28 protein-coding genes are annotated in these 25261 nt (G+C 33.2%); 14 read left to right on the top strand and 14 right to left on the bottom strand.

Annotation, left to right across the window (positions count from 1 at the left end; translation table 11 throughout):
* Window positions 1-27 precede the first annotated feature (27 nt).
* On the bottom strand, window positions 28-1650 hold the full coding sequence (locus FUA24_RS15995; protein ID WP_148544051.1) for a 4Fe-4S binding protein: 1623 nt from the start codon (window positions 1648-1650) through the stop codon (window positions 28-30).
* A gap of 11 nt (window positions 1651-1661) precedes the next feature.
* Entirely contained in the window at window positions 1662-3023 is a 1362-nt protein-coding gene (locus FUA24_RS16000; protein WP_148544052.1) for an NAD(P)/FAD-dependent oxidoreductase, read from the bottom strand.
* 203 nt (window positions 3024-3226) lie between these two features.
* Between FUA24_RS16000 and FUA24_RS16005 the strand changes: the two genes are divergently transcribed.
* The 7 genes from FUA24_RS16005 to FUA24_RS16035 all read left to right on the top strand — a co-directional run bounded on the left by FUA24_RS16005 (window position 3227) and on the right by FUA24_RS16035 (window position 9214).
* The gene (locus FUA24_RS16005) at window positions 3227-3937 is read left to right on the top strand and encodes a DUF547 domain-containing protein (RefSeq protein ID WP_148544053.1); all 711 of its coding nucleotides are present in this window, start codon (window positions 3227-3229) and stop codon (window positions 3935-3937) included.
* A gap of 23 nt (window positions 3938-3960) precedes the next feature.
* A complete protein-coding gene (locus FUA24_RS16010; RefSeq protein WP_148544054.1) occupies window positions 3961-4872 on the top strand; it encodes a hypothetical protein in 912 nt (303 codons plus the stop codon).
* Window positions 4873-4980: 108 nt separating this feature from the next.
* Window positions 4981-5982 (top strand): glycoside hydrolase family 113, encoded by a 1002-nt coding sequence (locus tag FUA24_RS16015; protein ID WP_148544055.1) that lies wholly within the window; start codon window positions 4981-4983, stop codon window positions 5980-5982.
* Window positions 5982-6713, top strand: a complete 732-nt coding sequence (locus tag FUA24_RS16020) for a hypothetical protein (protein WP_148544056.1) — start codon at window positions 5982-5984, stop codon at window positions 6711-6713. Before FUA24_RS16015 ends, FUA24_RS16020 begins: the two co-directional genes overlap by 1 nt.
* The gene (locus tag FUA24_RS16025) at window positions 6713-7966 is read left to right on the top strand and encodes a POTRA domain-containing protein (protein WP_148544057.1); all 1254 of its coding nucleotides are present in this window, start codon (window positions 6713-6715) and stop codon (window positions 7964-7966) included. Before FUA24_RS16020 ends, FUA24_RS16025 begins: the two co-directional genes overlap by 1 nt.
* A gap of 70 nt (window positions 7967-8036) precedes the next feature.
* Window positions 8037-8768: a metallophosphoesterase family protein gene (locus tag FUA24_RS16030; RefSeq protein ID WP_148544058.1), complete on the top strand. Its 732-nt coding sequence runs from the start codon at window positions 8037-8039 to the stop codon at window positions 8766-8768.
* A 191-nt stretch (window positions 8769-8959) separates the two neighbouring features.
* Complete coding sequence (locus FUA24_RS16035; protein ID WP_148544059.1) at window positions 8960-9214, top strand: DUF1456 family protein; 255 nt, start codon at window positions 8960-8962, stop codon at window positions 9212-9214.
* Window positions 9215-9317: 103 nt separating this feature from the next.
* Here the strand turns inward: FUA24_RS16035 and FUA24_RS16040 are convergent, their stop codons facing one another.
* Window positions 9318-9734: a hypothetical protein gene (locus FUA24_RS16040; RefSeq protein WP_148544060.1), complete on the bottom strand. Its 417-nt coding sequence runs from the start codon at window positions 9732-9734 to the stop codon at window positions 9318-9320.
* 90 nt (window positions 9735-9824) lie between these two features.
* On the bottom strand, window positions 9825-10286 hold the full coding sequence (locus FUA24_RS16045; RefSeq protein ID WP_148544061.1) for a hypothetical protein: 462 nt from the start codon (window positions 10284-10286) through the stop codon (window positions 9825-9827).
* Between the two features lie 287 nt (window positions 10287-10573).
* Here FUA24_RS16045 and FUA24_RS16050 point away from each other — a divergent pair, with 287 nt between their 5' ends.
* Complete coding sequence (locus tag FUA24_RS16050; protein ID WP_148544062.1) at window positions 10574-10945, top strand: hypothetical protein; 372 nt, start codon at window positions 10574-10576, stop codon at window positions 10943-10945.
* A gap of 145 nt (window positions 10946-11090) precedes the next feature.
* Here FUA24_RS16050 and FUA24_RS16055 read toward each other — a convergent pair whose 3' ends face one another.
* The 3 genes from FUA24_RS16055 to FUA24_RS16065 all read right to left on the bottom strand — a co-directional run bounded on the left by FUA24_RS16055 (window position 11091) and on the right by FUA24_RS16065 (window position 14315).
* Window positions 11091-12614 (bottom strand): carboxypeptidase-like regulatory domain-containing protein, encoded by a 1524-nt coding sequence (locus FUA24_RS16055; RefSeq protein WP_148544063.1) that lies wholly within the window; start codon window positions 12612-12614, stop codon window positions 11091-11093.
* Between the two features lie 77 nt (window positions 12615-12691).
* A complete protein-coding gene (locus tag FUA24_RS16060; protein WP_148544064.1) occupies window positions 12692-13426 on the bottom strand; it encodes a TIGR04283 family arsenosugar biosynthesis glycosyltransferase in 735 nt (244 codons plus the stop codon).
* Window positions 13419-14315 (bottom strand): DUF547 domain-containing protein, encoded by an 897-nt coding sequence (locus FUA24_RS16065; RefSeq protein WP_148544065.1) that lies wholly within the window; start codon window positions 14313-14315, stop codon window positions 13419-13421. The genes FUA24_RS16060 and FUA24_RS16065 overlap by 8 nt, the downstream gene beginning before the upstream one ends.
* A 143-nt stretch (window positions 14316-14458) precedes the next feature.
* Here FUA24_RS16065 and FUA24_RS16070 point away from each other — a divergent pair, with 143 nt between their 5' ends.
* The 5 genes from FUA24_RS16070 to FUA24_RS16090 are packed head-to-tail and all read left to right on the top strand — an operon-like array spanning window position 14459 to window position 18087.
* A complete protein-coding gene (locus FUA24_RS16070; RefSeq protein ID WP_148544066.1) occupies window positions 14459-14989 on the top strand; it encodes an RNA polymerase sigma factor in 531 nt (176 codons plus the stop codon).
* A gap of 2 nt (window positions 14990-14991) precedes the next feature.
* The gene (locus FUA24_RS16075; RefSeq protein WP_148544304.1) at window positions 14992-15783 is read left to right on the top strand and encodes a HEAT repeat domain-containing protein; all 792 of its coding nucleotides are present in this window, start codon (window positions 14992-14994) and stop codon (window positions 15781-15783) included.
* Window positions 15784-15809: 26 nt separating this feature from the next.
* Window positions 15810-16598 (top strand): DUF4097 family beta strand repeat-containing protein, encoded by a 789-nt coding sequence (locus tag FUA24_RS16080; RefSeq protein WP_148544067.1) that lies wholly within the window; start codon window positions 15810-15812, stop codon window positions 16596-16598.
* Between the two features lie 23 nt (window positions 16599-16621).
* Window positions 16622-17347 carry a DUF4097 family beta strand repeat-containing protein gene (locus FUA24_RS16085; RefSeq protein ID WP_148544068.1) on the top strand — a complete coding sequence of 242 codons (726 nt, stop codon included), beginning with the start codon at window positions 16622-16624 and terminating at the stop codon, window positions 17345-17347.
* A 5-nt stretch (window positions 17348-17352) separates the two neighbouring features.
* Complete coding sequence (locus FUA24_RS16090) at window positions 17353-18087, top strand: DUF2268 domain-containing putative Zn-dependent protease (protein ID WP_148544069.1); 735 nt, start codon at window positions 17353-17355, stop codon at window positions 18085-18087.
* Window positions 18088-18164: 77 nt separating this feature from the next.
* Here FUA24_RS16090 and arsM read toward each other — a convergent pair whose 3' ends face one another.
* The 7 genes from arsM to FUA24_RS16125 all read right to left on the bottom strand — a co-directional run bounded on the left by arsM (window position 18165) and on the right by FUA24_RS16125 (window position 24025).
* A complete protein-coding gene (arsM, locus tag FUA24_RS16095; RefSeq protein WP_148544070.1) occupies window positions 18165-19136 on the bottom strand; it encodes an arsenosugar biosynthesis arsenite methyltransferase ArsM in 972 nt (323 codons plus the stop codon).
* 101 nt (window positions 19137-19237) lie between these two features.
* Window positions 19238-20050: a purine-nucleoside phosphorylase gene (locus FUA24_RS16100; protein WP_148544071.1), complete on the bottom strand. Its 813-nt coding sequence runs from the start codon at window positions 20048-20050 to the stop codon at window positions 19238-19240.
* Complete coding sequence (locus tag FUA24_RS16105; RefSeq protein WP_148544072.1) at window positions 20043-20672, bottom strand: TIGR04282 family arsenosugar biosynthesis glycosyltransferase; 630 nt, start codon at window positions 20670-20672, stop codon at window positions 20043-20045. Before FUA24_RS16105 ends, FUA24_RS16100 begins: the two co-directional genes overlap by 8 nt.
* A complete protein-coding gene (locus tag FUA24_RS16110) occupies window positions 20665-21159 on the bottom strand; it encodes a rhodanese-like domain-containing protein (protein WP_148544073.1) in 495 nt (164 codons plus the stop codon). Before FUA24_RS16110 ends, FUA24_RS16105 begins: the two co-directional genes overlap by 8 nt.
* A gap of 11 nt (window positions 21160-21170) precedes the next feature.
* Entirely contained in the window at window positions 21171-22226 is a 1056-nt protein-coding gene (arsS, locus tag FUA24_RS16115; RefSeq protein WP_148544305.1) for an arsenosugar biosynthesis radical SAM (seleno)protein ArsS, read from the bottom strand.
* 167 nt (window positions 22227-22393) lie between these two features.
* Window positions 22394-22729 (bottom strand): arsenosugar biosynthesis-associated peroxidase-like protein, encoded by a 336-nt coding sequence (locus tag FUA24_RS16120; RefSeq protein ID WP_148544074.1) that lies wholly within the window; start codon window positions 22727-22729, stop codon window positions 22394-22396.
* Window positions 22730-22882: 153 nt separating this feature from the next.
* Complete coding sequence (locus FUA24_RS16125) at window positions 22883-24025, bottom strand: acyl-CoA dehydrogenase (protein ID WP_148544075.1); 1143 nt, start codon at window positions 24023-24025, stop codon at window positions 22883-22885.
* A 53-nt stretch (window positions 24026-24078) separates the two neighbouring features.
* Here FUA24_RS16125 and FUA24_RS16130 point away from each other — a divergent pair, with 53 nt between their 5' ends.
* Window positions 24079-25179, top strand: coding sequence for an anhydro-N-acetylmuramic acid kinase (locus FUA24_RS16130; RefSeq protein ID WP_317131961.1), 1101 nt, complete (start codon window positions 24079-24081; stop codon window positions 25177-25179).
* Window positions 25180-25261 lie beyond the last annotated feature (82 nt).

Genomic DNA, 25261 nt, shown 5'->3' on the forward strand with positions numbered 1-25261 from the left:
AGGCGATTAAATTATTGTAAAGCTTATTTATTTGTTATTTACAAGGTCCATTAAATCAACATCATTTCCTAAAAGCACATCTGTTGGATTGATACGCCCTTTTTCTGGTCCGTTTTCTAATTTAAGAACACCTCTTGGACAAACCGCAGAACAGATACCACAACCAACACAACTGGCTCTAACTATGTTTTCACCTTTTTGAGCATAGGCTCTAACGTCAATTCCTTGTTCACAGTAAGTAGAACAGTTTCCGCATGAAATACATTGTCCGCCGTTAGTTGTAATTCTAAATCTAGATTTAAAACGTTGTACCAGACCAAGATATGCGGCTAATGGACAACCAAATCTACACCAAACTCTATTACCAAAAATAGGATAGAACCCTGTACCAATAACACCTGCAAACCAAGCGCCTATTAAAAAACTATACGTGTCTTTTATCCATTGCGATTTAATACCTAGAAAAGCTTCGGCACCAGAAAAATAACAATAAAGTGTAACTACCGTCATTACCAAAGAAAATACAAGGACCGAATGTATCACCCAGCGTTCTAACTTCCATGCGTTTAAACTTTTGTTAGAATGTTGTCTGTACGGGTCTCCTAAAGTTTCAGCTAATCCGCCACAACCACAGACCCAAGAACAATACCAGCGTTTTCCAAAGAAATACACCATTACAGGTACTATAACTATAGTTAATATAACACCCCAAACTAATATGAATAGACCAACAGCTCCGCTATTTCTTAAACTATCTAAATTCCATTCAAAAAAGAAATCATAATCTAATGGGAACGCATTTTTAAAATCATAACCAGGCATGTTTAGGCTCGTCATAATTTCTGGAATTAAGAAAGCAAATACTATTTGAAAGAATAGTACAGATGTAGTTCTTATAACTTGATATTTATTATGTCTGTATTTTATGTACATGCGTATTGCCATTACTATCATAATAACACAATACAAGAAACCGTAAACAAACCATTGACTTGCCTCACCCCCATTTAAGAATGTGCTAATAGGATCTAAAATAAAAGTCCAGTTTACCACATAGTCTGGCATAAAATAAAGTAACAGATAAAATACCACTAGATAAACCAGAACTAACCATGCTATCCAGCCTCTATTTGTACTAGATTCTAAATATATAGCATTGTTTTTTATTCCGGCACTTCCTAATAATACAAAATTGGGAAGTATAAAAAGTAGCGCTCCAATAATTGCAATACCAAAAGTTAACCACCACCATAAACCAGAACTATTCTTGGTAGGGCCGTTGCCAGCCTGTTTTGCTAATTCATAGCTTAAGGTATGCGGTTTTCCATATATTTTGTATTGATATTGTTCCCCTTTTTTATCCCAATTTTTTTCAGCATCATATTTTGCAATCAATTCATTATAATGCTGATTTGATGCTTCATAAGCAGCTCTTACCCTACTAGAAAATTGAATAATATTTAATGCTTCCTCTGTAACTACAGCTTTTTGTAGTTCTGAAGCAATTACCTCACTTTTATAGCCTTTAGAACTAATAAAATCATCTAGTTGCGATTGCGATAAATTAAAATTACCCGTAAAAATACTACCAGTAAATATGCTTAAGCCTATAAGGAATAGAACTAACCCTAATTGTTTTAATAGTTTCATAATCTTATATGTTACGCGAAAATGCGTTTCCAGCTTTTCTTTTTTAGTTGAATGTTTGTGTTGTTTTCTTTGTTGAACTGAGCAACAATCTCCTTTTCATGAAGTTTGTAAAATTCAGGATCAAAATTAGCGTCAGCTAAATGTTCTAATACGTATTCCACAGTTCTTTTTTCGGTCAAAACTCTATCAAAGAACTCATGTCGCATGCGAATACCAAAGGTGTTGATGCCAATAAATTCGTGTGAATCTTTATCGTAGTTTAAATGAATGCATTTTTTACCACTTTCATGTTCCCAATAAAAGCGAGCCTCATTTTCTTTTGGTTTAGACCATACCCAACCATAGGTTTGGTATTCTATATCTATAAATTTGGCAGAATTAAACCAATGTCCAGGTTTGTATTCAATACGGTTACCACAAATTGTTTGTGCTACCGTTTCGCCCATCATTCTACCCGTATACCAAACGGCCTCAATAGGTCTTCGGCTACCAATAGCTTCATGCTGTTCAGCACAATCACCAATAGCATAAACATCGGGTACACTAGTTTCTAAAAAGCGATTTACTTTAACACCTCTGCCTGTTTCAATTTCAGAATCTTTTATAAAATCAATATTAGGAGATACACCAGCAGTTAAACCTACTACATCGCATTCAATCTCTTCACCTGTTTCAGCAATAACAATGGATTTTGCTTTGCCATTTTCATCTGCTTTAATCTCCTTTAGGTTAACACCTAAACGTAAATCTATACCATTACTAATAATTTCTCTATTAATCATGGCAGACTCGCCATCTGGTAAAACACCGTTCCAAAAGCTGTTTTCACGAACTAAAAACGTAACAGGAATGTGACGTGAGTGCAACATTTCTGCAAGTTCAATACCAATTAAGCCACCTCCAACAATTACTGCACGTTTACAGACCTTATTATTAGGAGCGTATTTCTCTAAGTTTTCTAAGTCTTGCTTATGGTACATGCCCATAACACCGTCTAAATCTTGACCAGGCCATCCAAATTTATTCGGTTTGCTTCCTGTAGCAATGATTAACTTGTCATAAGTTAAGGTATCGCCATTAGAAAAATGCAAGGTTTTAGATTTAGTTTCAACGGTTTTTACGTAGCCTTTTTTTAGGTCTATTCGGTTTTTCTTCCAAAACCAATTTTCATAGGGTTGTGTATGCTCAAATTTCATATGTCCCATATACACATACATCAATGCAGTACGAGAAAAGAAATAATCTGTTTCGGCAGAAACGATGGTGATTTTTTTAGAATCTGCTGAACTTGATTCAGTACCAGAAAGTTTTCTAATATGTCTGGCTGCTGTAACGCCAGAAACACCATTTCCTATAATAACAATGTGTTCCATATTTTTATAGTTAATTGCAAGTTAGGTCGTAACTAAAGATAAGAACTTAATTTGATGAATGAATTTAGAATGGATTCAAATTATGCTTTGTTTGTAAGGAGTTTGAGGGAATGGAGACGTCAAAATCTTTTTTTGTAATTTGTAAGTTACCTAACATTTAGTGCGACCTACATGGTGTTACTTTGTCAAAAAAACAATTTAAAATGAAGAAATTTATTGTACTTATATTACTTATCACAAGTATTAAAGGTGTGTCTCAAAACACCGATGCTTTTTTTAATAAAGCAGATAGTTTTTTTAAAACTTACGTAAAAAATGGAAAGGTGGCTTATGCCGAACTTCATAAAGATTCTAAAGCCTTAAAGGAGGTGCTTGCACTAGCCAAAACTATTAAGGTGTCTAAAGATAACGCCAAAGAATACCAAGCCTTTTGGATTAATGCTTATAACTTATCTGTTATCAAGGGGATTATTGATAACTATCCCACAAATTCTCCATTAGATAATGCAGGATTTTTTGATAAAACAAAGCATGATATTGGTGGAAAAAATATCACATTAAATGATATTGAACACAAGCTATTAAGAGCCCAATTTAACGATCCTCGTTTTCATTTTGTATTGGTATGTGGTGCTATTGGCTGTCCGCCATTAATTAGTGAGGCTTACTTGCCATCGTCTTTAAATAAACAAATGGATGTACAAACAAAAAAGGCTCTAAATGGCGACTTTTTAATGGTAAACACCAAGAAAAAACGTGTAGAGGCCTCTCAAATTATGGAATGGTATAAAGGCGATTTTACCATGAATGGTACTTCTGAAATAGACTTTATAAACACCTACAGAACAGAAAAAATTCCTGATAATTTTAAAATAAAATACTTTCCATATAACTGGAAATTAAACGCTCAATAAATAAAAAAATAAACACTTATAAAATGAAGAAACTAATAACCATAGTATTTATGGCAGTAGCGCTTACTGCTTTTTCACAAGAAGAAACTAAAGAAAAACAAGGTAGTGTTATACAGACGTATACCCCATCTAAACTCCTAAAGAAAGGGCAATGGGATATTAAATGGTTTAACAACTTGTATACTGAAACTAAAGCTCGATTTGAAGGAAATAAATTTGATAAATTAAGGGAAACTTATTTTACATCAACATTAGATGTATTTACAGGAGTTTCTGAAAACAATAACTTTAATGTTGGTGTGTTACTAGAATTTAGATCTAATGTTATTGGTGATAGAAAAGCTTTAGATGTTTTTAAATTTGATGGTGAATCTGGAACTGCACGTTCAGGACTTACATCTATTGCACCAGCAATTAAGTTTAACCCAATAAAATCTGTTAGTAATTTTACTGTTCAAACGGCATTTCATATTCCTTTAGTAGATAATGAAACCGACGATTTTGTTTTTGACTTTAACAATGATGGAGCTTTAGATGGTGTCTTTTTGGACCAAAAAGGATTCATTTTACAAAACCGTTTCTTTTACGATTATAGTTTTGCTGGAGGTGATTGGCAGTTGTTTTCAGAAATTAATACAGAGTATAACTTTGGTAAAAAAGAGGATAGTTTTGCAAATAACAGTTTAAGGTTAACGCCTGGTGTATTTCTAAGTTACTTCCCAAGTTCAAAATTTACTGTTTTAGCTTTAGCACAACATTCGCAATTAGTTGATTTAGGGAATGATTTTTCTCAAAATTTTACGGCACTGGGAGGTGGTGTAAAGTATCAATTAACAGATGTTTTAAATGTGGAAACTTTATATACTAACTTTGTTAGAGGGAATGATACTGGGCTTGGTCAGACATTTAACATTGGCCTAAGAGCACTGTTTTAATCGGAAAATAAACCTGTCAATTCTTCAGAATTTCGTTTGAAACCGTCATCTTGAACTTGTTTCAGGATTTAAATAATACTAACTTAGGAGTCAGTAAAAAGACTATGAATGAAAAATTACGGACTCCTAATTCTTGTTTTGTCCATGCTAGTTTCATGCAAAGGGCAAACAAAAAAAATAAATGGTGTAAGCTTTGTAGCCTCTAGAGATGCTATAAACCAAAGTCATATAGATCCAGTAGTTGAAGTAAATGCCAATTACGCCGCAATTATGCCGTTCGGGTTTGTTAAAGATTTACAAAGTCCTAAAATTGTTTTTAATACAGAAAGACAATGGTTTGGAGAAACTTCAAAAGGGGCTAAACAGTATATCGAAGCACTAAGAAAAAACGGTATAAAGATAATGCTGAAACCTCAAATTTGGGTTTGGCATGGTGAGTTTACGGGCTACATAAAAATGACGTCAGAAGACCATTGGAAAGCTCTAGAAGCTTCATATTCAAAGTTTATTTTGGAGTATGCTAAACTGGCTCAAGAGCTCAAGTTAGAATTGCTTTGCATAGGAACGGAGTTAGAATATTTTGTTGAAAACAGACCAGAGTATTGGTTCGAGTTAATAAAAGAAATAAAAACAATTTATAATGGGAAACTAACTTATGCTGCCAATTGGGATGAGTTTAAACGTACTCCTTTTTGGGGCGAGTTAGATTTTATTGGTGTAGATGCTTATTTCCCTGTAAGCGATAGTAAAACGCCAAATGTAGAGGAATGTCTAAAGGGGTGGAAAGCACATGTGTCTGTAATTAAAGAAAAGCAAGAACGGTTTAATAAACCAATTTTGTTTACCGAATTTGGGTATCGAAGCGTAGATTTTTCGGGTAAGGAACCTTGGAAAAGCGAACGAAGCATGAACTCGGTAAATCTGCAAGCACAGGTGAATACAACTAAAGCCCTTTTTGAAACATTTTGGAAAGAAGACTGGTTTGCTGGTGGTTTTGTATGGAAGTGGTTTCATAACCATGAGCTTGTTGGCGGGAAGGATAATTTTATGTTTACACCTCAAAATAAACCAGTTGAAGACATAATTAGAAACTATTACAACTTAAATTAATGAAACTATATCGGCTTTTAATACTATTACTATTTGTATCATGTGTGGATAATGATGCGCCAGGTCTGGTTGTTGATGAAGAATTAATCTTATCAAATTTTCTTGAAAATAAAACATATATAAAAGATAATGTAATTGCTTGTGCAGCCAGTAATGATAAAATACCAGATTTAATAAATGTATATTTTTATCCAGAGGAAGGTGCTGGGAATTTTAAATTATATGTGTCTGGAGCAGAAAATGGTAATGATTTTTCGAAATACGGATTGGTAGAATCTGGTTCCCAGTCATTTTTAGATGGTACCATGAGACAATTTGTAACCAGATCCGAACTTAAATGGTTTGTTGTGGTTTATAAAATTGAGAATACAATACATATTTCTACACCAATTCGATCTAAAGTATTTTCACAACCAACACTATATGATGCTAATGTTACTATTAATCAGGAAACCTCTGGAATGCCTAAGTTTAGTTGGGATATTGAATCTGAAGAAAACAACGCTATTTTCTTTGAGGTAGTAACTACAAGTAATTCCGAATTTTTATCCGGAACCTACACACATGAAAATAATTTTCAATATTATAAATTAAATAACGTAGTTTTGAATGTAACCAAAGGAACGCCTCCTGATTTAATTTTAGGAGACACATATAACTTTATTGTCATGGATGTAAGTTTGGATAATTGGGTAAATAAAGTTATTATGACGTCGTTTACCGCCGAATAATGAGAAGACTTCTTCAGATTTGTATTTTTTTAATTACCGGGATTATAACTGCACAAGTTAATCGTGTGTCCGATGTTAAAATTCAGGGAAATAAAAGGCTAAAAGCGTCTTTTGTAAAAAAAATTACAGCTGTAAAACAAGGTGCTGAACTAGACTCATTGTTGTTAGATCAGGATATGGAGTTTTTAAAACGCTTACCTTCTGTATCTCATGCTTATTACAATGTGTATAAAACGGTATCTGGAGATTATGACGTTATTTATAATGTAGAAGAAAGTTTTACGCTCATTCCTTCGCCAAGTATTTACACCACAAATAATGGGGAGTTTGCCTTTAGGATTGGGTTAACCGAGTTTAATCTTTTTGGAAGAAATATTGGTTTAGGAGCTTTTTATCAGCATGATATTTATGATTCTTACGCCATTAATTTTAGAGCGCCTTTCTTGTTCTCAAGAAAATTAGGTTTAGCGTTTAATATTCAAAATTTAACCACACAAGAGCCAGTGTTTTTTGCATCTGGCGCCGCCCAATACAAATACAATAATAAAAGTTACGAGCTTTTAGGTTTATACCGTTTTAACTTTAATAACCGGTTAGAGTTTGGTGCAAGTTATTTTACTGAAGATTATAAATTTAAAGGTGAAAATGTTGATAACAGGCCCGAATTAAATGTCCATAAATGGTTATTAAAGAGTATTTATGAATATAATAATTTAGACTATCATTACCAGTACGTTTCTGGTTTTAGGAACATTTTCAATTTTCAGTATGTGACATCTACCAATGATATGTTACCCGATTTTTATATTTGGTGGAATGATCTTCATTATTTTAAACGCGTTGGAGAAAAAGGGAATTGGGCAAGTAGAATCCGTATGGGATTATCCAAAAATGATGAAACACCTTTTGCGCCATTTTCTCTAGATAATAATGTTAATATTAGAGGTGTAGGTAACACTATAGATAGAGGTACTGGGTCTATTGTGATAAATACAGAATATCGGCATACCGTATTTGATAAAAAGAATATTGTATTGCAAAGTAATGTGTTTATAGATAGTGGTACATGGCGTGTTCCTGGAGGTTCTTTAAGTGATTTTACAGATAGTGATAATATTCAGGTCTTTTCTGGATTAGGTCTACGAGTTATTCATAAAAAAATATTCAACGCTATTTTCAGAATTGATTACGGTTTTGGTTTAACTAAAAATGCCTCCAAAGGATTGGTGTTTGGTATCGGACAATACTTTTAATCAAAACTTAACTTCAAAACACTATTGTTTTACAATTTTCTACTATAGTTTTACCGAAAATTAGATATAGATGGGAAGAACTATAGCAATAGGTGATATACATGGTGGTTTAAAAGCCTTAATTCAGGTATTAAATAAAGTTGAAATAAAGGACGAAGATACACTCATTTTTATGGGTGACTATGTTGATGGCTGGAGCGAAGCAGCTCAGGTTATTCAGTTTTTAATAGAGCTTTCTGAAACTATAGATTGTGTTTTTATAAAAGGAAATCATGATGTTTGGGCAGAAGAATGGTTAAGAAGCGGCGATGTGCACCCAACTTGGTATATGCATGGAGGAAAGGAAACCATGGAAAGTTACAATGGTTTTTCTGATGAAGACAAAGCAAAGCATTTAAACTTTTTTGAAAACACCAAAATGTACCATATTGATGCCGAAAATCGCTTGTTTTTACATGCTGGATTTACCTCAATGCACGGTGTTGAAAAGGAAGTGTTTCAACAAACCCTATATTTTGATAGAACCCTTTGGGAAATGGCATTAACTATGGATAAGCGTATTGAAAAGCATTCAGAGTTATACCCAAAACGCTTAAAACATTATAACGAAATTTACATTGGGCACACACCCACAACTAATTTTAGTTCTGATATTCCCATGCAGGCAGCTAATGTTTGGAATATTGATACTGGAGCTGCCTTTAAAGGCAAGATAACTGCTATGAATATTGATACTAAAACCTTTTGGCAAAGTGATAATTTACCGAGCCTTTATCCGAATGAAAAAGGAAGGAATAAGTAGTTGTTAACTAATGCTTAACTGATTGGTTTTACTACTAAAAGCCATTTCTAAGATACTTTGCTTGTTCACTTAAGGGCTAATAAACTCAAACAAAAGCGTATCATTTTAAATGTAACTTTGTTTACATTTACTAAAAATTCTTCGTGTTATCAACTTTAAAGATAAACACTATGTAAAACCAACGAACTACTATGACTAATAACGATGTTTTAAAGAAACTACGAGTTGCATTACAATTACGTGATGATGATATTATTAAGATATTATCTCTAGTAGATTTTAGAGTTTCTAAAAGCGAGTTGAGTGCTTTCTTTAGAAGAGAAGACCATCCTAAGTATATGGAATGTGGTGATCAAATTTTAAGAAACTTTCTTAATGGTCTCGTAATTCATTTGAGAGGCCCAATGCCTGAAAAAAGCAAAAAACCAATGCCTAAACAGAAATAATGTTGGCTTATTAGTATTCACTAAACTAGGGACCATACGAAGTTTGAAACTTCGCATCTTTATATAGCACAAAAGGTCACATTTCGTTCAAAATATAGCTTTGTTATATTTTTTTTCTTGTTATGCTTCGAAGTTGCAAACTTCGAAGAGCGGGGTAGCGCCAAGTTAAATTATTTGACTCTAATCCATAAGCATAATAATCCTCGCTCCATTCTTTTCCGTTCTCTGTTATTACTACTAAAAGTGCGTCAGATGGCTCATCATTAACATTTATTGAAACGTTAACTCCAATAGCTCCTATTTTTGAGTTATTGTCAATGATTTTATCCTTAATATGCTCTTTTAATTTTTCGATAGCTATTAACGAATCTACTATATTCTCATCACTATAATAACCTAAAGGAACCTCTTGACCTTCTGAATTAATTATTGCGCCAAAAGGAGCGAACTCTCCTATTTCTTCTAAATAAGTTTTTGCTTGTTCTAAAATGTTGATTAGTATTTTCTGTCTTTTTTCCATTTATATAGATTCAGTTGAAAGAAAGATTAATTTTCCTTACGGCACTCGTTACAAACGAGCGCTAGCAGGGGTTATTCATGCATTTGGGTTTTACATTATCGGTTTCAGAATATAATTGTTTTTATTATTTACAACTTTAAACTTAGAGCTTATAGATTCAATTTTTATAGATTTTTCAAAATCTAAATATTCTTCAACATAAAAATCATAGCCCATAGCTTCAACAATAACTTTTTTAACTATTTCTTTATCATTTATAAAAATATATAACTCCAAACTATCAGGAACCATATCACATTCACAATCTAAACCAATAATTTCGTTTATGGCTTCTGGTTCAACAAATTCTCTAAATATATATAAGGAATCCCATTCAAAAGAATATACCTGCTTTAAATCAATAGTATCATTACTTGAGTAATCAATATCATTCAAAGCATTCAACAGCCTGCTTGGAGATTCATAGTTGAGACAATTAAAAAACAGAATGGTGATTACTAGCAGTAATTTGTTCATATTATTCTTCATCTTCTTCTTTTTTAGCTGTAGCATTTTCGTCTAATTTATTTAATATGTTCATCATTTTGTCATATTGTTTTTGCGTAATTTTTCTACGTTCGATATTTTGATTACCATCCTTATCAGGCCTATGCTGTGCGAAGTTTGTAACTTCGCGTCGTAATACAACATAACAAAGTCACATTTCTTTCAGAATGTGGCTTTGTTATATTTTTTCGTTTTCTTGTTATGCTTCGAAGTTGTAAACTTCGAAGAGCGAGGGAGGTGATGTCCTGATTCGTGATTTAAAATTAAAAGAAAATGTTCATAAAAATAATACTATGTCTAAGATAAGTGCCTTAATTTTAGTTTTTATAGCTTTGGCTATAACAATTAACAGTTATAAAAAGTTTAATACAATTCATAAAGGTAAAGAAGTTGAAGTTGTTATAGTAAACATACCTGTCTCTTGTGATGTAAGTAATAAAAATTTAAAACCTTACTTTAAATTTAGTTATAACGGAAAAGTATATATAAAAAATATTAAAGGGGAGTATTGCGATATACTGAAGAAAACTAAAACTCTTAAACTTAAAACAAACTCTGATAACTCCGTTTTTGTTTATTTAGACGAGAGTTTAATAATGGAATATGTAGCTGTTATTTTTTTACTTTTAATTAGTGTCTTTTTGTTAAAAAATCAACAAAAATGAATAAAATAATTCTAGTAATGGTCATATTTTTTTCTTTTCATATTATGCTTCGAAGTTGCAAACTTCGAAGAGCGAGAGAGAGCGAGTAAAGTGATATTTTAGCAAATTTATGACTTAACGTAACTAAAAGGAATACCTTATTACTTTACTCAATACTCTTAAAATCCTTAATAGCCTGATTAGGTTCAATAACATTATAACCTTCCCAAAATTTTGGGTCGTAATCAGGTAAGTAGGTTGGTGTTACATTAGGCTTTTCCTTAAAAGCATTAAAACTAGTATCCGAAATGGTGTGATTTTCAAATACTACTAATTCTTTTTTATTCGTATTAGACATGGCAAAATGAAGATCTGTAGATAATTCGTTTTGTTTTCTTCTGCCCTTTACGTTTTTGTTTTTTTCAATAATTTTTAGCGGACGTTTTACCCCAAAACTATTTGTTTTAGTAGCTTCTGCATATTTTAAGGAGTAAACCCCAGAATCGTTCTTAGAATAGATTAAAGTGCCTTTGTGTACTTTCTCTTGGTAAGAAATACCCAAAAGCCTAAAGTTCTTTAACAGTTTTACATTTTGGTAGTCTACGCGTATAATGGCAAAGTCATCAGTGTTCACATAAACAACACCTTTATACTCTGCACTTCGTTTAGGTGTAAAACTAATTTTATACGCAAAGGCATCACCGATAAACAGGTAATCGAGAATTTCAAATTTGTATTTTCTGGATTTTTCCAAAAAATTAAGATGAGAATCCTCAAACGTAAAGCTTGCTTTTTCTAAATCTGCAATATTAGTCTTTCTATACTTTGAAAAGTTCTTTTTACGCTCTGCTTCTATCTTTTTTTTCTCTTCAATAAACGCATTAGTTTCTTCATGTTCTTTTCTGTCTTCAGCACTTTCAAACATTGTAGAGTCTATGGCTTCTTTAGTGCCAAAAATGCCAGATTTAATCTTAAAATAAGAATCGCGTTTAATATGTTTTCTAAATATGGTATTAAAACGTTCTTCTAACCCTTCAAAAGACACTTCGAGGTTTTTATCATATAAATGAGAAGCTTTGAGAATGTCTAACTTTCTAAAACCATCTTCACCAGATTTAGTATAGAGTTCTCCAAGAATTTCAACATGGTCGGAGGCATTTTTTGGCATTATTCGCATTATACTGTCCATAAACGCCTGATTAAATTCAGGAATGGTGGACTCCTTTACCTTAATACTGTTCTTTCTTATATTGTTAAAGTTAGACTCTCTAAAAAAGAGCTTTTTTTTACGGAAGTTAAAGTCGTAGTTCTTAGCTAAGTTTTCTTCAGCCTTTTCAATAATCTCTAGTGCGGTATATGTTTTATTAGAGACTAAAACTTCATCTAATTCTATAGATTGTGGTTTTAAAATTAAAATGCTATCTGAAAATTTTTGAACTGAAATAGATTTGGGCTCGTAACCCATACAGCTTATAAGTAAAGAATCTGTTTTTTTTAGTTTCTTTTTAAAATGTATTTGAAAAACGCCATTAGCATTTGATATTACTCCAGATTTTTTTCCGAAACTAACATTAGCATAAGGAATAGGCTTTTGTGTTGTAGAATCTATTAATTTGGCGCTAATTGATTTTTGTGCGAAAGAAAAAGATATAGAGATTAAACATACAAATACGGTGATAGCGTGTCTCATATTTTTTGGTTTTGCCGTGAAAATAAAGCTTTACAAAAATACGACAGATAAATTAACATTTTGTTACATCAGTTTTATCATTTTTTAACAAGAACGTGCTTTAAATAGTAGTTGTTTAGGGTTTTAGCATCGGCACCTAACCATTTTTTTAAATGTATACGCCAATAATGGTATTGTAATTTCCAAACCCCATTTACTGCATAACATCGTGGTGATGTGGTTAGCCATTCCTGTATAACCACAAATTGATTACGATCATAAAGCTTACTGATTAAATCATTATCCTCATAAATAACAAAACGTTCATCAAAACCTCCAATACTTTTAAAAAGCGAGGTTGTAATAAACTGACTTTGGTCTCCGCCCCTAGAAACTTTCCAAGAAAACTGTGTTAACCAACCCGCTAATTTCAACCACAAATGATTGGTGTTAAATTTCATTTTAAAGCATCCAGCCTCATTACCTTTTTTAACTTCATTTATAATTAACTTATCAAAGTTCTTAGGAGGAAAAGAATCTGCATGCAAAAAATAAAGAATGGAACCTAAAGCATTTTTTGCTCCGGCATTCATTTGTTTTGCACGTCCTTTTTCCGAAGAGGTGAATTTTATATTGGTTTGGGTGTTTTGGGTTTGTGAGAATGCATTCTGGACTTTGTTAACAAGGTGTTCCGTATTGTCTGTGCTACCACCATCAACGATAATAATGTCCTTAATATTTTCTTTAGAAGAATTTTTTAAAAGGTGAATGAGAAGCTTTTCTATATAGGCTTCTTCATTAAGCGTGGGGATGATGATGGATATGCTACTCATTCAAATTCCAGTTATAGTCCATAAAACTTTTTTTAGCCTGATTTGAAATCTGAACTTTAGAATATTGATTTAAAAAATCTATCAATGAACCCTCCTTTTTAAAATCTTTAGCAAACCATTGAAATAGTTTTGAGATTGTAATAGCTTCATTTGAAATAACATTTTGAGAGCTATCATTTATGAAATCTTTTGTTGCTTGATCTAGTTGTATTTCTAGGTTCGAACCAGTAAAAGCTCTATTTTGAAGTTTAGGGCATGAAACTGAAGCGCAATTGATGGCAAAATGAATTCTAGGTTCATCCATTTTCCTTAAAATTTGATGTTCAATTTCATCTAAATTGTACCATTTGTCACCTAATTTCCAATGGCGTTGTTTCCATGGGTTTTTAATGTCCTTAATACTTTTAATAGGGTAGTTCCTAATGATTAAATCTACAGTAAAAGCATTGTACGCATTTATCCAGTAAGCTAATTTTTCTTCTTTAGAAAGGGTGCTGAAGCTATTATGTTGGTATGCTAAGTTTAAAACATGAATATAACCATATAAATCTTTTTGTTCTGTTTTTAAACTCTTATAATTTACCAAACCTTCGTTCGAAACATATTTTTGTAAAAGGTCATCCCATAATTGATGTAAATAAAAAGTTCTTTTAGTTAGTACTTGATTGAAATCTTCAGTTTTTAATGAATCTATCAAGGTATCTTTAGGGGTTTCTATAATAGTATCGCTAATTTTTTCTGCGTTTTTAGTCTTTATACCAGTCGAGTCTTGTTTTACTTTAGCTTTTAAAACGGAAGACTGGGCAGAACCTGCATTATGCTCTACTGCCTTTTTAGAACCTGAACAAGAGAAAATAAAAAGAGGAATAATAAGTAATAGCCGTTTCATTTATATATCAATAGATTTTCAGGTTAAATATAAGTCTTGAATTTTAACCATAACTTACATAAATCTAAAAGCTAAAAAAAAATAACTCTTGATGTAACCTTTTTATGAATTGAAGGTCTTTAAGCAAACCAGAACAAAAAGTATTGAAAAAACTAACCGACGAAGAATTAATGTTAGAAGTGTCTCAGGGTAATTTAGATGCCATGGCTCATCTCTTTGAACGCTATAATAAGAGGTTGTATAACTTCTATTTTCAAATGGTTAGAGATAAATCTGTATGCGAAGATATGACCCAAACCGTATTTTACAAGGTAATACGTTACAGGGCATCTTATAAAGGAGGTCAATTCGTATCGTGGATTTTTAAGATTGCTAGAAATGAGTTTTCAGACTATTATCAGAATTCAAAGAAGACGAATAGGAATGCCGATGTAGAATTGCTAGCTAATAGAAGTGAGGACAACATAATTAATAAAAGTGAGGATGTTGCGCATTTATATGAAGCTTTAAAAAGTTTGAATGATAAAGAGAAGGAATTAATTGTATTACACAGGTTTCAAGGTATGAAATACCATACAATCGCAGACATAGTTGGGAGTAGCGAAGGCGCAGTAAAGGTGAAAATACACCGAATTATAAAAAAATTAAAAACCGTTTATTTTAAAACCATATAACCATGAATTGTATAGATATAGAGCAGCGTATTGTAGATTACATTGACGGTAAATTAAATGCAGATGAAGCAAAGCAAGTACAAGAACATATAAATTCATGTGATGACTGTAAACTATTATATGATGAAACAGTATCCTTGTTTGCGGCATTTAATAAGGTAGAAGAGCAAATACCTAACGAGAGTTTAAGGGAAGGTTTTTATAAACTCCTGGAAGAAGAAAAACAAATACTAGATACTAAAGTAGTGGAGCTTCCTAAACAAGAAAACGAGTTTCATTGGAAAAGGGCTTTTCAAGTGGCAGCGTCATTAGTACTAATGTTTTCAGGGTATCTTTTTGGAAGCTTAAAGGTTAAACAAGATACTAATGAGCAAATAATAGCATTACAAAAAGAAACTTATAGTTTAAAAGAAGGAATGGTGTTGGCCATGATTGAAAACCAGTCTGTAAGTAAACGAATTCAAGCAGTAAATTATACCGAAGGTTTTGAAAAACCAGATACAAAAATATTAGAGGCTTTAATAGAGCGTATGCAATATGATGGAAATATCAATGTGCGACTGGCTGCAGCAGAGGCATTATCGGAATTTCCAGAATCAATCATAGTTAAAGATGCGTTTATTGAGGCACTAACAATCCAGAAAGACCCAGGGCTACAAATTGCAATCATTCAATTTTTGGTTAAAATTCAGGAGAAGCGCGCAATTGCTCCTTTACAAAAATTATTGGAGCATTCTGATACACCAGATTTTGTAAAAGACCAAGTGAGTAGTGGGCTTTCGGAAATTATTTAATTAAGAATCATTAAAATCAAAAAAACATGAAACGAACAGGAATAATCATAAATTTCATAGCCTTATTATGTGTTGTACTTAGTTATGGACAAGAGAGTGGATATACTAAAAACTTGCAAGGAATAACGAAGGTCTATATTGAAACAGGCACTAAAGTTGCCATTGTGGCCAGTAATAATAACGAGTTGAAAATTGAAAATCAGAATACTAAAGCATACAAGTCGGATGGAGATAAGACCGAAAGAGCAAAAGGCTTAAAAGCGGTTTACCCAGGAGGTGTAGATGAAACAGGATATGGTTTTGCGGTTTATAAAGAAGGAAATGTATTGCGTGTTAGGGATTTGAAATCTTGGATGCAGCGAAAAGGGTTGAAAATAGAACTTCCTAAAACTGTAGATATTCACATTGATTGTGGTGAATTGGGAGCCGCTACTTTTAAAGGGTTTACTTCAGAGATAGAGGTTAATACTAATGTGGGTAACATTACACTAAAAGAAGTTACAGGCCCAGTAACAGCTCATACACAAACGGGTACAATTGAAGTTGATTTTGTTAGTGTAAATCAATCTTCCCCAATTACATTAAACAGTGCAACGGGAGTTATAGATGTATCATTACCTTCTGGTACAAAAGCAGATTTAAATTTGCGCTCTACCATGGGCACCATTTATACAGATTTTGATTTGCAAATGAAAGCTCCAGATGGAATGAAAGTGGTGGGTGCTAACAGGAAAATTGAGACAGAAATAAATGGCGGTGGGGTAGCCATTGTACTTAGATCTTCAACCGGAAACGTGTACCTCAGAAAGAAATAATCAATCAACAAACAATAGTTAAAATGAAACACTTAATAATCATGGCATTATTAAGCGTAATGACGCTTAATGCCCAAAAACAAGTAGAAATAAAAGCGCCAATCTCTAAAGGTCAAGAGGTGTTTGTAAACTTTAAATTTGCGCAAGACATTAAAATTCAGCACGGTAATACTAACGAAATTATTGTTAGAGCAACTGTAAATATTGATGATGGAGAAGGAAATGATAAGTATAGTATAAAAACAGAAAAAAGTTCAAGTCAATTGAAACTGTATTCAGATTTTGGAGATTATTTTAAAAACAGAAGCAGGAATGTCTATTATTCTAATAAAGATGGAAAAAAGGAGAATTGTAACTGCTGCCATAACACAGATATTAATTACATAGTTATTGTTCCAAGGAATATTAAACTGAAAATAAAAAGTATTTCTGGAAGTGTGTTTACTAATGTTTACGATGGAGATTTGGTAACTGATTTAATTTCGGGAGATGTAACCATTAAAAAATATAATGGGGAATTACGATTAAAAACAATTAGCGGTGTCTTGGATATAGTTGTTAATAAGGCAAAGCTTAATGCCAAGTCTGTAACGGGAACAATATATTCTGATATGGATTTTGATAAAAGTGATTTTAGTAAATACAACAACAAAAAAATACACAATCACATTTCAAAACAAGTTAATGGAGGCACGCTTCTATTAACCATGGAAACCGTTTCGGGGAATATTTATATCAGGAAGGGTTAGTTAAAATGAAAATACTAAAAGTATTTACTTTAAGTGCACTGATGTTTTGCTGTGTTGCTTGTAATTCTGGAAAATCTCAATTGGAAAAAATAGAGGTTGTCTTTCAGGAAGACTCCCTTAAGTTTTCAGAACCACAAAAAATATTCATAAGTGAATTGATACATATTTCAGAGAAAGAAGTTCGTAATGTTTTACCGAATCTTCCTGACAGCATAAAAGTAATTGTTGAGCGTGTAAATTGGGATTTGGATCGTGTTGGAGGTGTAACTGGAAGAACTGAGCGGAATTCTCCTCCAACAATTGCCATTCAGCTTTCCAATAGTTTTCGAAGAGGTATTGTTGATTCTCTTGAATTAGGAATTAGAAGTACGGTGTTTCATGAATTCCACCATTTGGCACGTGGTTGGGCCATATATGATAATAAATTTGGATATGGAATTCCTAATGCCATGGTTAATGAGGGGTTGGCGGTAGTCTTTGCAGAAATATATACCGGTTATATAAGTGATGCAAATGCCTTTACTGATGAAGCTGATAGTTGGGTGAAAGAAATTTTAGATCTTCCTCTTGATGCAAGTTACAATAAATGGGTAATGGGCAAACATCCTGATGGCAGGACTTCTATAGGGTATAGGGCAGGAAACTATCTTATTAGAAAAGCTATGAAAACGTCTGGTAAGAGTGTTGTAGAATTAAGTGCACTAAAACCCATTGAAATAATCAGTTTGGCGGGTTACTAGTATTAGTTATGCTCAGAAAAACATTATAAACCCTTGTATTCTCCTTCATTTAGAATACAAGGGTTGTAAATTAATGTTTAGCAACACCCACCACCATCATAATGGAAGGTAGATTCGCTAATAAAAATATCATCTCTACCAAGTGCAGCTAAATTACCAGCAGTTTTATCGCAAACAGCTAAAGGTTGATTTTTAAGTAAAATATGCCCCGCATTATCATCAACATAGTCTTCATCTCCAAAATAGATAGCCGCTTTTCCTGTAAAAACACATGGGCCATCTGCTGGCATTGGATCCTTAATGGCGGCAACTTCAATAGACTCTATGTAAATTAATTCATCTGTATCATAATGCTTCGGACTCAACACACGGTAAGGCTTTCTGGCTCTAATTTCAATAGTTCCAAAACCAGCATCGGTAAGCATTTTTACGTAATCTTTAATAGGCAGACTACCACTTAAACAAAGGGCACGTAGTCTGTCGTCATTACGTAAATTATCATTCATTGGTTGCTCGCAAGTCGGATCACTCATTACTAAACGACCATGCGGCTTTAACACACGATACATTTCTGCAATCGCTTTTTTTAAATCTTCTTCTTTAAAAATATTAAATAGGCAGTTTTGAGCGGCAACATCAATACTATTATCTTCAACAGGTAAGTTAAGCGCATCACCTTTCTTTAAATCGACAAATTCACTTTTAAACCAAGGATTAAGTTCTTCGGCTTCTATAAAATTTTTACGAGACGCCTCTAGCATTTCATCCACAACATCTACACCAACAACACCACCTTTTTCACGATTAAAATACGAGAACTGTAGTAGCTCCATACCACCGCCAACACCAACGTATAACATTTTTGGATTGTTGGATAAATCACGTGCATGAACTGTAGAACCACAACCATAATTCATTTCCTGCATTATTTTTGGGATTTTTAATCCCGGGAGTTCCCAAATAGGATTAGTGGTGCAACATAAGCCAACATCTGGAGTTAATGCAGCTTCTTTATATACGTCTTTGGTAGTTTCTAAATAGTTACTCATATTTCAGTCTTCGGTTTTCTTTGTCATTGCCAGGAACCCATTATAATCGGGAGGCGAGGTAAACTCATTACTAAACGGCCTTCACTTCGTTCGGAATGACGTTACAATAGTTCTATTAATTCTTTAAATAAAGTTATCATATTAGGTTCTGCTTTTGCAGCACTTGCTATGATATCCTCAATGTTTATTGGTTCTAGATTATCTGGGTCGCATTCATCTGTTAAAACTGACACCGCAGCCACTTTTAATTTTAAATGATTTGCAACTATAATTTCCGGAACGGTGCTCATTCCTACGGCATCGGCGCCAATAAGCTTTAACATTCGGTACTCTGCTCTTGTTTCTAGTTGAGGGCCTACAACCGATGCGTAAACACCTTTATGAAGTTTAATGTTGTTTGCTTTTGCAATAGTTTCAAAACGCTCATTGATGTTTTTATCGTAAGGCGCGCTCATGTCTGTAAAACGTTCTCCTAACTGTTCTACACCTTTAAAAGCTAAGGGAGAGCTACCTTGAAGGTTAATATGATCATCAATAAGCATTAATTCCCCTTTTTTGTAATCTAAATTAATGGCACCAGCAGCATTAGAGACCAGTAAGGTTTTAATACCTAGTTTTTCCATAATGCGAACAGGGAAGGTAATGTCTTGAAGCGTGTAGCCTTCATACAAATGAAAACGTCCTTGCATTACCACAACCTTTTTACCAGCTAGATTACCATAAATTAATTTGCCTTTATGAAATTCTACTGTTGCAGTGGGAAAGTTAGGAATATGGTTATAACTAACCTGTTTTAAAACTTCTATTTCATCTATTAGTTGTCCTAAACCTGTACCTAAGATGATACCAATTTCTGGAGCGTCGAAACCTTTGTCTTGAAGATATTCTGCGGTTTCTTCAATATACTTAATCATGTAATTGTTTTATTTTTTCTTGTAATGCTACATTCGATTTATAAAAGGTTGAAGCTTCTAAATCTTCAAATGTATCAATGTCGTTTAAAGTCTCTAAGGTACTAAATGTAATATTATTTTCATTGAGTTCATTAAGCGTTTCTTCCAAAAGCGAGGGTTGGCTCCAAGGTTTGTTATTAAACACCATTTCGTTCATTTTAGATAAGCCAATAAGGTAATAGCCGCCGTCTTCTGCAGGGCCAAAAACAATGTCTTTTTCTTTTAAGGCGTCCAATCCTTCTCTAAGATGTGTTTCAGTAATATCAGGTAAATCGCTCCCTATTAGAACAATACGTTCATAGCCATCTGCAAACCCCTTTAAGAAGGCGTTTTTCATGCGTTCACCTAAATCTCTTCCTTGCTGTACTTCCTTTTTGAGGTTAGGCCATTTTGTCTCTACAACAGCTTCAGAAAAATAGATACGTTTTTCTGTATCCAATTTGCTTAGAGCACGTTCTGTAATTTTTACCAATTCACTGTAAACATAAAAAGCACCTTCATTTCCAATGGTTTTGGCAAGTCTAGTTTTAACCTTGCCTAACTTAATGTTTTTAACAAAAACAATAACAAGTTCTTTACTCATATACTTTAGTTCCCTTTTTTAACCATTTGCTCCAATCTTTAGAAAATGTATGAACATTTTCTGTTTCTTTCTCTTCAGAGTTATAAACGGGATTATCGTTATTTTTCCACTCAAAAATACCGCCGTAAAGATTGTATACATTTTTGTAGCCTGCCTTTTTTAGTTTTTCAGCGATATCCTCAGACCGTATACCTAAAGAACAATACACTACAATTTTGGAATCTTTACTCGGGATTTTAGTTGTTGTTGAATCTAAATTAAAAAAATCATAACCCACACAAATAGCATTTTTTAAATGACTAGTTGCATATTCTCTTTTTTCGCGAGCATCTAAAAGAATAGTATTCGTGGGGTATGATTTTAAGTCGTTTACATAAATATACGGAATGCTTTCAGAATTATGCGCCTTAAGAAGCTTATTTAACTTTTTCTGAGAAAAGCCAAAAGCAGTAAAAAGAAATAGCGTTAGTAGTGTTAATTTCTTCATAAGCTTATGTTTTATGCTACAGTACCTTGGCAACTGCTACCTGCACCCGCTGTACATCCATAACAATGCTGAGAAATTACAATATTTCGCCCTTCTAAAAGCGCTTCATTGTATTCAGAAATATGTTTTGCTTTACTGTTAACGGGAAGTTGTAGCATTTGATTGAAATCGCAATCATATAAATAACCATCCCAACTAACAGAAATAGTATTGGTACACATCACATGGGCTACTGCCGAAGGATTATAAGCTTCAACTAAAGCGTACATGTAATCCTCATAGTTTTCTGAAGCAATTAAATAGTCTAAAAATCTACTTATAGGAAGATTTGTAATTGCGAATAAATTATGAAAATGAATACCAAAATCTTCTAGTAATGCTTTTTTAAAGTCTTTTTCCATAGACGCTTGGTCTCCTGGTAAGAATGCGCCAGACGGATTATAAACTAGATCCAATCTTAAATCACTTCCATCTTTACCATAGCCAACCGCATTCAAATCTTTTAAAGCTTGAATTGATTTATCAAAAACACCATCACCACGTTGTTTATCTGTTTTACCGCGTGTCCAGTGCGGCATAGAACTTACTACATGTACATTGTGCTTTTTGAAAAATTCTGGTAAGTCATGGTATTTTTTATTGGCTCTAATAATGGTAAGATTCGAACGTACAATGAAATCTTTAATGCCTGCCTTAGCAGCCTCTTCTACAAACCATCTAAAATTAGGATTCATTTCAGGAGCGCCTCCTGTTAAATCTAAGGTATGTGCACCAGTATTTTTAATTACCTCCAGACATTGTTGCATGGTCTCTTTAGTCATTATTTCTTGTCTGTCTGGACCAGCATCTACGTGGCAATGCTCACAAACTTGGTTACACATGTAGCCAACGTTTATCTGAAGAATTTCAAGTTTTTTAGCCTTAAGTGGAAACTGATTAGTTTCAGCTATTTTATCTTTAAACGTAGGTAGCTCTCCATTTTGAAAAATACCATTAGACAAAATTTCTAATTGCCGTTTGCTATTAGCTAATTGGCTTTCGCGTTTATGTAAAGATTGTGTTTTTATTTTTGTCATAGTACGCTATAAAATACTTTTTATTTACTGTTCATGTTGTAACGATACAAAATGAACCAAAAAAATCGAATCAATCCCAGAACATTCCTTCGGAACATTCTTTTTTGGAGTTTGAATTAGCTGCCCTCCCTTAGGAGAGATTAGGAGGACAGTATTTTTTACATTTCTAGTTTATTAACTTTATTCATCATTTGTACACCATGAACCAAAGTAGCTCCACTTTTAATTGCGGCACCAACATGGATAGCTTCCATCATCTCTTCTTTTGTAATGCCTCTTTGTAAAGTATCTTTAGTATAGGCGTCAATACAATAAGGGCATTGCTCAGTATGAGAAACAGCAAGAGCTATTAAAGCTTTTTCTCGAGCTGAAAGCGCACCTTCTTCAAAAACTTTTCCGTAGTACTCAAAGAATTTGTTTCCCAATTCTTCACTCCATTCTGTAATCTTACCAAATTTTCTTAAGTCCGCTGGATCGTAATATGTTTTCTGCATGTGATATATTTTTTGATAAATATAAAAATATACTATGTTAAGTCGATAAAAAGAAACGCACTTAACAGTAATCTAAAAGATTTTTAAATAAAAAAATGGCAACCAATTCAATTGACTGCCAAAAAGTGATTTTCTGAATATAAAAAATAAAATTTAGTCTCTTAATACACCTCTTGAGATAACTATTTTTTGAATCTCAGATGTGCCTTCGTAAATCTGTGTAATTTTAGCGTCTCGCATTAAACGTTCTACATGATATTCTTTAACAAAACCATTACCGCCATGAATTTGAACAGCTTCAACAGTGTGCTTCATGGCTACATCAGAGGCTTTTAACTTTGCCATAGCAGAGGACATGTCGTAGTTGTTACCTTGATCTTTATCCCAAGCAGCCTTCATAACAAGCATTCTTGCTGCTTCAATATCGGTATACATATCCGCGAGTTTAAATGCAATAGCTTGATGATTGGCTATTTCGGTTCCGAAAGCCTTACGTTCTTTACTGTATTTTAAGGCTAATTCGTAGGCTCCTGATGCTATGCCTAAGGCCTGAGCTGCGATACCTATTCTACCTCCAGATAAGGTCTTCATGGCAAATTTAAATCCAAATCCGTCATCTCCAATTCTATTTTCCTTAGGTACTTTAACGTCATTAAACTGAAGGGTGTGTGTATCACTTCCTCTAATTCCAAGTTTATCCTCTTTAGGACCAATATGGAAACCTTCCATACCCTTTTCAATAATAAAAGCATTGATACCTCGGTGCCCTTTTTCTTTATCGGTTTGAGCAATTACTAAGTAAAAGTCCGATCGGCCTCCATTAGTAATCCAATTTTTAGTACCATTTAGTAGGTAATGGTCCCCTTGGTCTATAGCCGTAGTTTTTTGTGATGTAGCATCACTACCAGCTTCAGGCTCACTTAAACAAAAAGCGCCAATACTTTCGCCAGTGGCCAATTTTGTTAAATATTTTTGCTTTTGCTCTTCAGTACCAAAGGCTTCTAAACCATAACACACTAAAGAGTTGTTTACAGAAACCATAACCGAAGCAGAAGCGTCAATTTTAGAAAGTTCTTCCATAATAAGAACATAGGAAACAGCGTCCATACCACTTCCACCATATTTAGGATCAACCATGATACCCATAAATCCTAAATCACCCATCTTTTTAACAAGCTCTTGCGGAAACTCTTGCTTGTTATCTCTTTCAATAACTTCAGGCAATAATTCGGTCTGAGCGAATTCTCTAGCCGCATCTCTAATCATTAAATGTTCTTCAGAAAGGTTAAAATCCATAGCTTGAGTATATATTTTTATTATTGAATATTGACAAATATAGTATTTTTGGTGTGATATTTTTAATAAATATCTCTATTTTTGCTAATATGATAAAAAACAATTATAAGGTTATCGGGGTGATGTCTGGCACCTCGTTGGATGGAATAGACCTAATTTATGCGTCTTTTGAATTAAATAATACTTGGAGTTTTAATATAATAAAAGCCGAAACAATACCTTATTCTAATGTTTGGAAAACCACTTTGAAAAGTTTGGTGTCGCTTTCTTTTGAAGAAATAAAGAAAATTGATAAATCTTATACAACATATTTGGCTTCCGTTATTAAAGATTTTATCAATGCTAATCATATTCAAGATATCGACGCCGTTTGTTCTCATGGTCATACCGCTTTGCATCAACCAGACAAAGGGCTCACCTATCAAATAGGAAATAGAGAAGCGCTGTCTAAATTATTAAAGCAAAGGGTTGTTTGTGATTTTAGGGTTCAGGATGTTGAATTAGGAGGACAGGGCGCACCTTTGGTGCCCATAGGAGACGAATTGTTGTTCTCAGAATTTGATTTTTGTATTAATTTTGGCGGATTTGCCAATATTTCTACGCACATAAATAATCAAAGAATTGCATATGACATATGTCCAGTAAATATTGTAATGAATCATTATGTAAAAACACTTGGTTTAGAATATGATGATGAAGGGAAACTTGCATCTAAAGGTGACGTTAATTATGAACTGCTCCAAAGCTTAAATGCTTTAGATTTTTATAATGAGAAACCACCAAAATCTTTAGGTTTAGAATGGGTGAATTCACATGTGTTCCCTCTTATAGACTCTAAAGCACTGGAGGTTAAAGATGTGCTTAGAACTTTTGTAGAGCATGTTGCAATTCAGGTGTTTAGAAGTTTAGGAGACAAACCTAAAGGCTCCGTTTTAATTACAGGAGGAGGTGCCTACAACAGTTTCTTAATAAAAAGAATCAAAGAACTTACCCAAAATAAAATTGTAATTCCATTAGACGAGTTGGTGGAATTTAAAGAGGCCCTTATTTTTTGTTTTTTAGGAATTTTAAGACTTCGAAACGAAAATAACTGCTTACAAAGTGTTACTGGAGCGAGCAGGAATCATAGCTCAGGTAAAATTTTTCACGCTTAAAAATAACTCTAAATTAATATTAAAGCTGCTAAGTTTTTTATATTTGTTACGTTTATAATTCAAAAAACGTTTTTATAAGATG

Source organism: Seonamhaeicola marinus (assembly GCF_008085455.1).

Excerpts from the sequence above, each read along its gene's own strand:
- FUA24_RS15995 (WP_148544051.1), bottom strand. The coding sequence starts at position 1,650 with ATGAAACTATTAAAACAATTAGGGTTAGTTCTATTCCTTATAGGCTTA.
- FUA24_RS16000 (WP_148544052.1), bottom strand. The coding sequence starts at position 3,023 with ATGGAACACATTGTTATTATAGGAAATGGTGTTTCTGGCGTTACAGCA.
- FUA24_RS16005 (WP_148544053.1), top strand. The coding sequence starts at position 3,227 with ATGAAGAAATTTATTGTACTTATATTACTTATCACAAGTATTAAAGGT.
- FUA24_RS16010 (WP_148544054.1), top strand. The coding sequence starts at position 3,961 with ATGAAGAAACTAATAACCATAGTATTTATGGCAGTAGCGCTTACTGCT.
- FUA24_RS16015 (WP_148544055.1), top strand. The coding sequence starts at position 4,981 with ATGAAAAATTACGGACTCCTAATTCTTGTTTTGTCCATGCTAGTTTCA.
- FUA24_RS16020 (WP_148544056.1), top strand. The coding sequence starts at position 5,982 with ATGAAACTATATCGGCTTTTAATACTATTACTATTTGTATCATGTGTG.
- FUA24_RS16025 (WP_148544057.1), top strand. The coding sequence starts at position 6,713 with ATGAGAAGACTTCTTCAGATTTGTATTTTTTTAATTACCGGGATTATA.
- FUA24_RS16030 (WP_148544058.1), top strand. The coding sequence starts at position 8,037 with ATGGGAAGAACTATAGCAATAGGTGATATACATGGTGGTTTAAAAGCC.
- FUA24_RS16035 (WP_148544059.1), top strand. The coding sequence starts at position 8,960 with ATGACTAATAACGATGTTTTAAAGAAACTACGAGTTGCATTACAATTA.
- FUA24_RS16040 (WP_148544060.1), bottom strand. The coding sequence starts at position 9,734 with ATGGAAAAAAGACAGAAAATACTAATCAACATTTTAGAACAAGCAAAA.
- FUA24_RS16045 (WP_148544061.1), bottom strand. The coding sequence starts at position 10,286 with ATGCTACAGCTAAAAAAGAAGAAGATGAAGAATAATATGAACAAATTA.
- FUA24_RS16050 (WP_148544062.1), top strand. The coding sequence starts at position 10,574 with ATGTCTAAGATAAGTGCCTTAATTTTAGTTTTTATAGCTTTGGCTATA.
- FUA24_RS16055 (WP_148544063.1), bottom strand. The coding sequence starts at position 12,614 with ATGAGACACGCTATCACCGTATTTGTATGTTTAATCTCTATATCTTTT.
- FUA24_RS16060 (WP_148544064.1), bottom strand. The coding sequence starts at position 13,426 with ATGAGTAGCATATCCATCATCATCCCCACGCTTAATGAAGAAGCCTAT.
- FUA24_RS16065 (WP_148544065.1), bottom strand. The coding sequence starts at position 14,315 with ATGAAACGGCTATTACTTATTATTCCTCTTTTTATTTTCTCTTGTTCA.
- FUA24_RS16075 (WP_148544304.1), top strand. The coding sequence starts at position 14,992 with ATGAATTGTATAGATATAGAGCAGCGTATTGTAGATTACATTGACGGT.
- FUA24_RS16080 (WP_148544067.1), top strand. The coding sequence starts at position 15,810 with ATGAAACGAACAGGAATAATCATAAATTTCATAGCCTTATTATGTGTT.
- FUA24_RS16085 (WP_148544068.1), top strand. The coding sequence starts at position 16,622 with ATGAAACACTTAATAATCATGGCATTATTAAGCGTAATGACGCTTAAT.
- FUA24_RS16090 (WP_148544069.1), top strand. The coding sequence starts at position 17,353 with ATGAAAATACTAAAAGTATTTACTTTAAGTGCACTGATGTTTTGCTGT.
- arsM (WP_148544070.1), bottom strand. The coding sequence starts at position 19,136 with ATGAGTAACTATTTAGAAACTACCAAAGACGTATATAAAGAAGCTGCA.
- FUA24_RS16100 (WP_148544071.1), bottom strand. The coding sequence starts at position 20,050 with ATGATTAAGTATATTGAAGAAACCGCAGAATATCTTCAAGACAAAGGT.
- FUA24_RS16105 (WP_148544072.1), bottom strand. The coding sequence starts at position 20,672 with ATGAGTAAAGAACTTGTTATTGTTTTTGTTAAAAACATTAAGTTAGGC.
- FUA24_RS16110 (WP_148544073.1), bottom strand. The coding sequence starts at position 21,159 with ATGAAGAAATTAACACTACTAACGCTATTTCTTTTTACTGCTTTTGGC.
- FUA24_RS16120 (WP_148544074.1), bottom strand. The coding sequence starts at position 22,729 with ATGCAGAAAACATATTACGATCCAGCGGACTTAAGAAAATTTGGTAAG.
- FUA24_RS16125 (WP_148544075.1), bottom strand. The coding sequence starts at position 24,025 with ATGGATTTTAACCTTTCTGAAGAACATTTAATGATTAGAGATGCGGCT.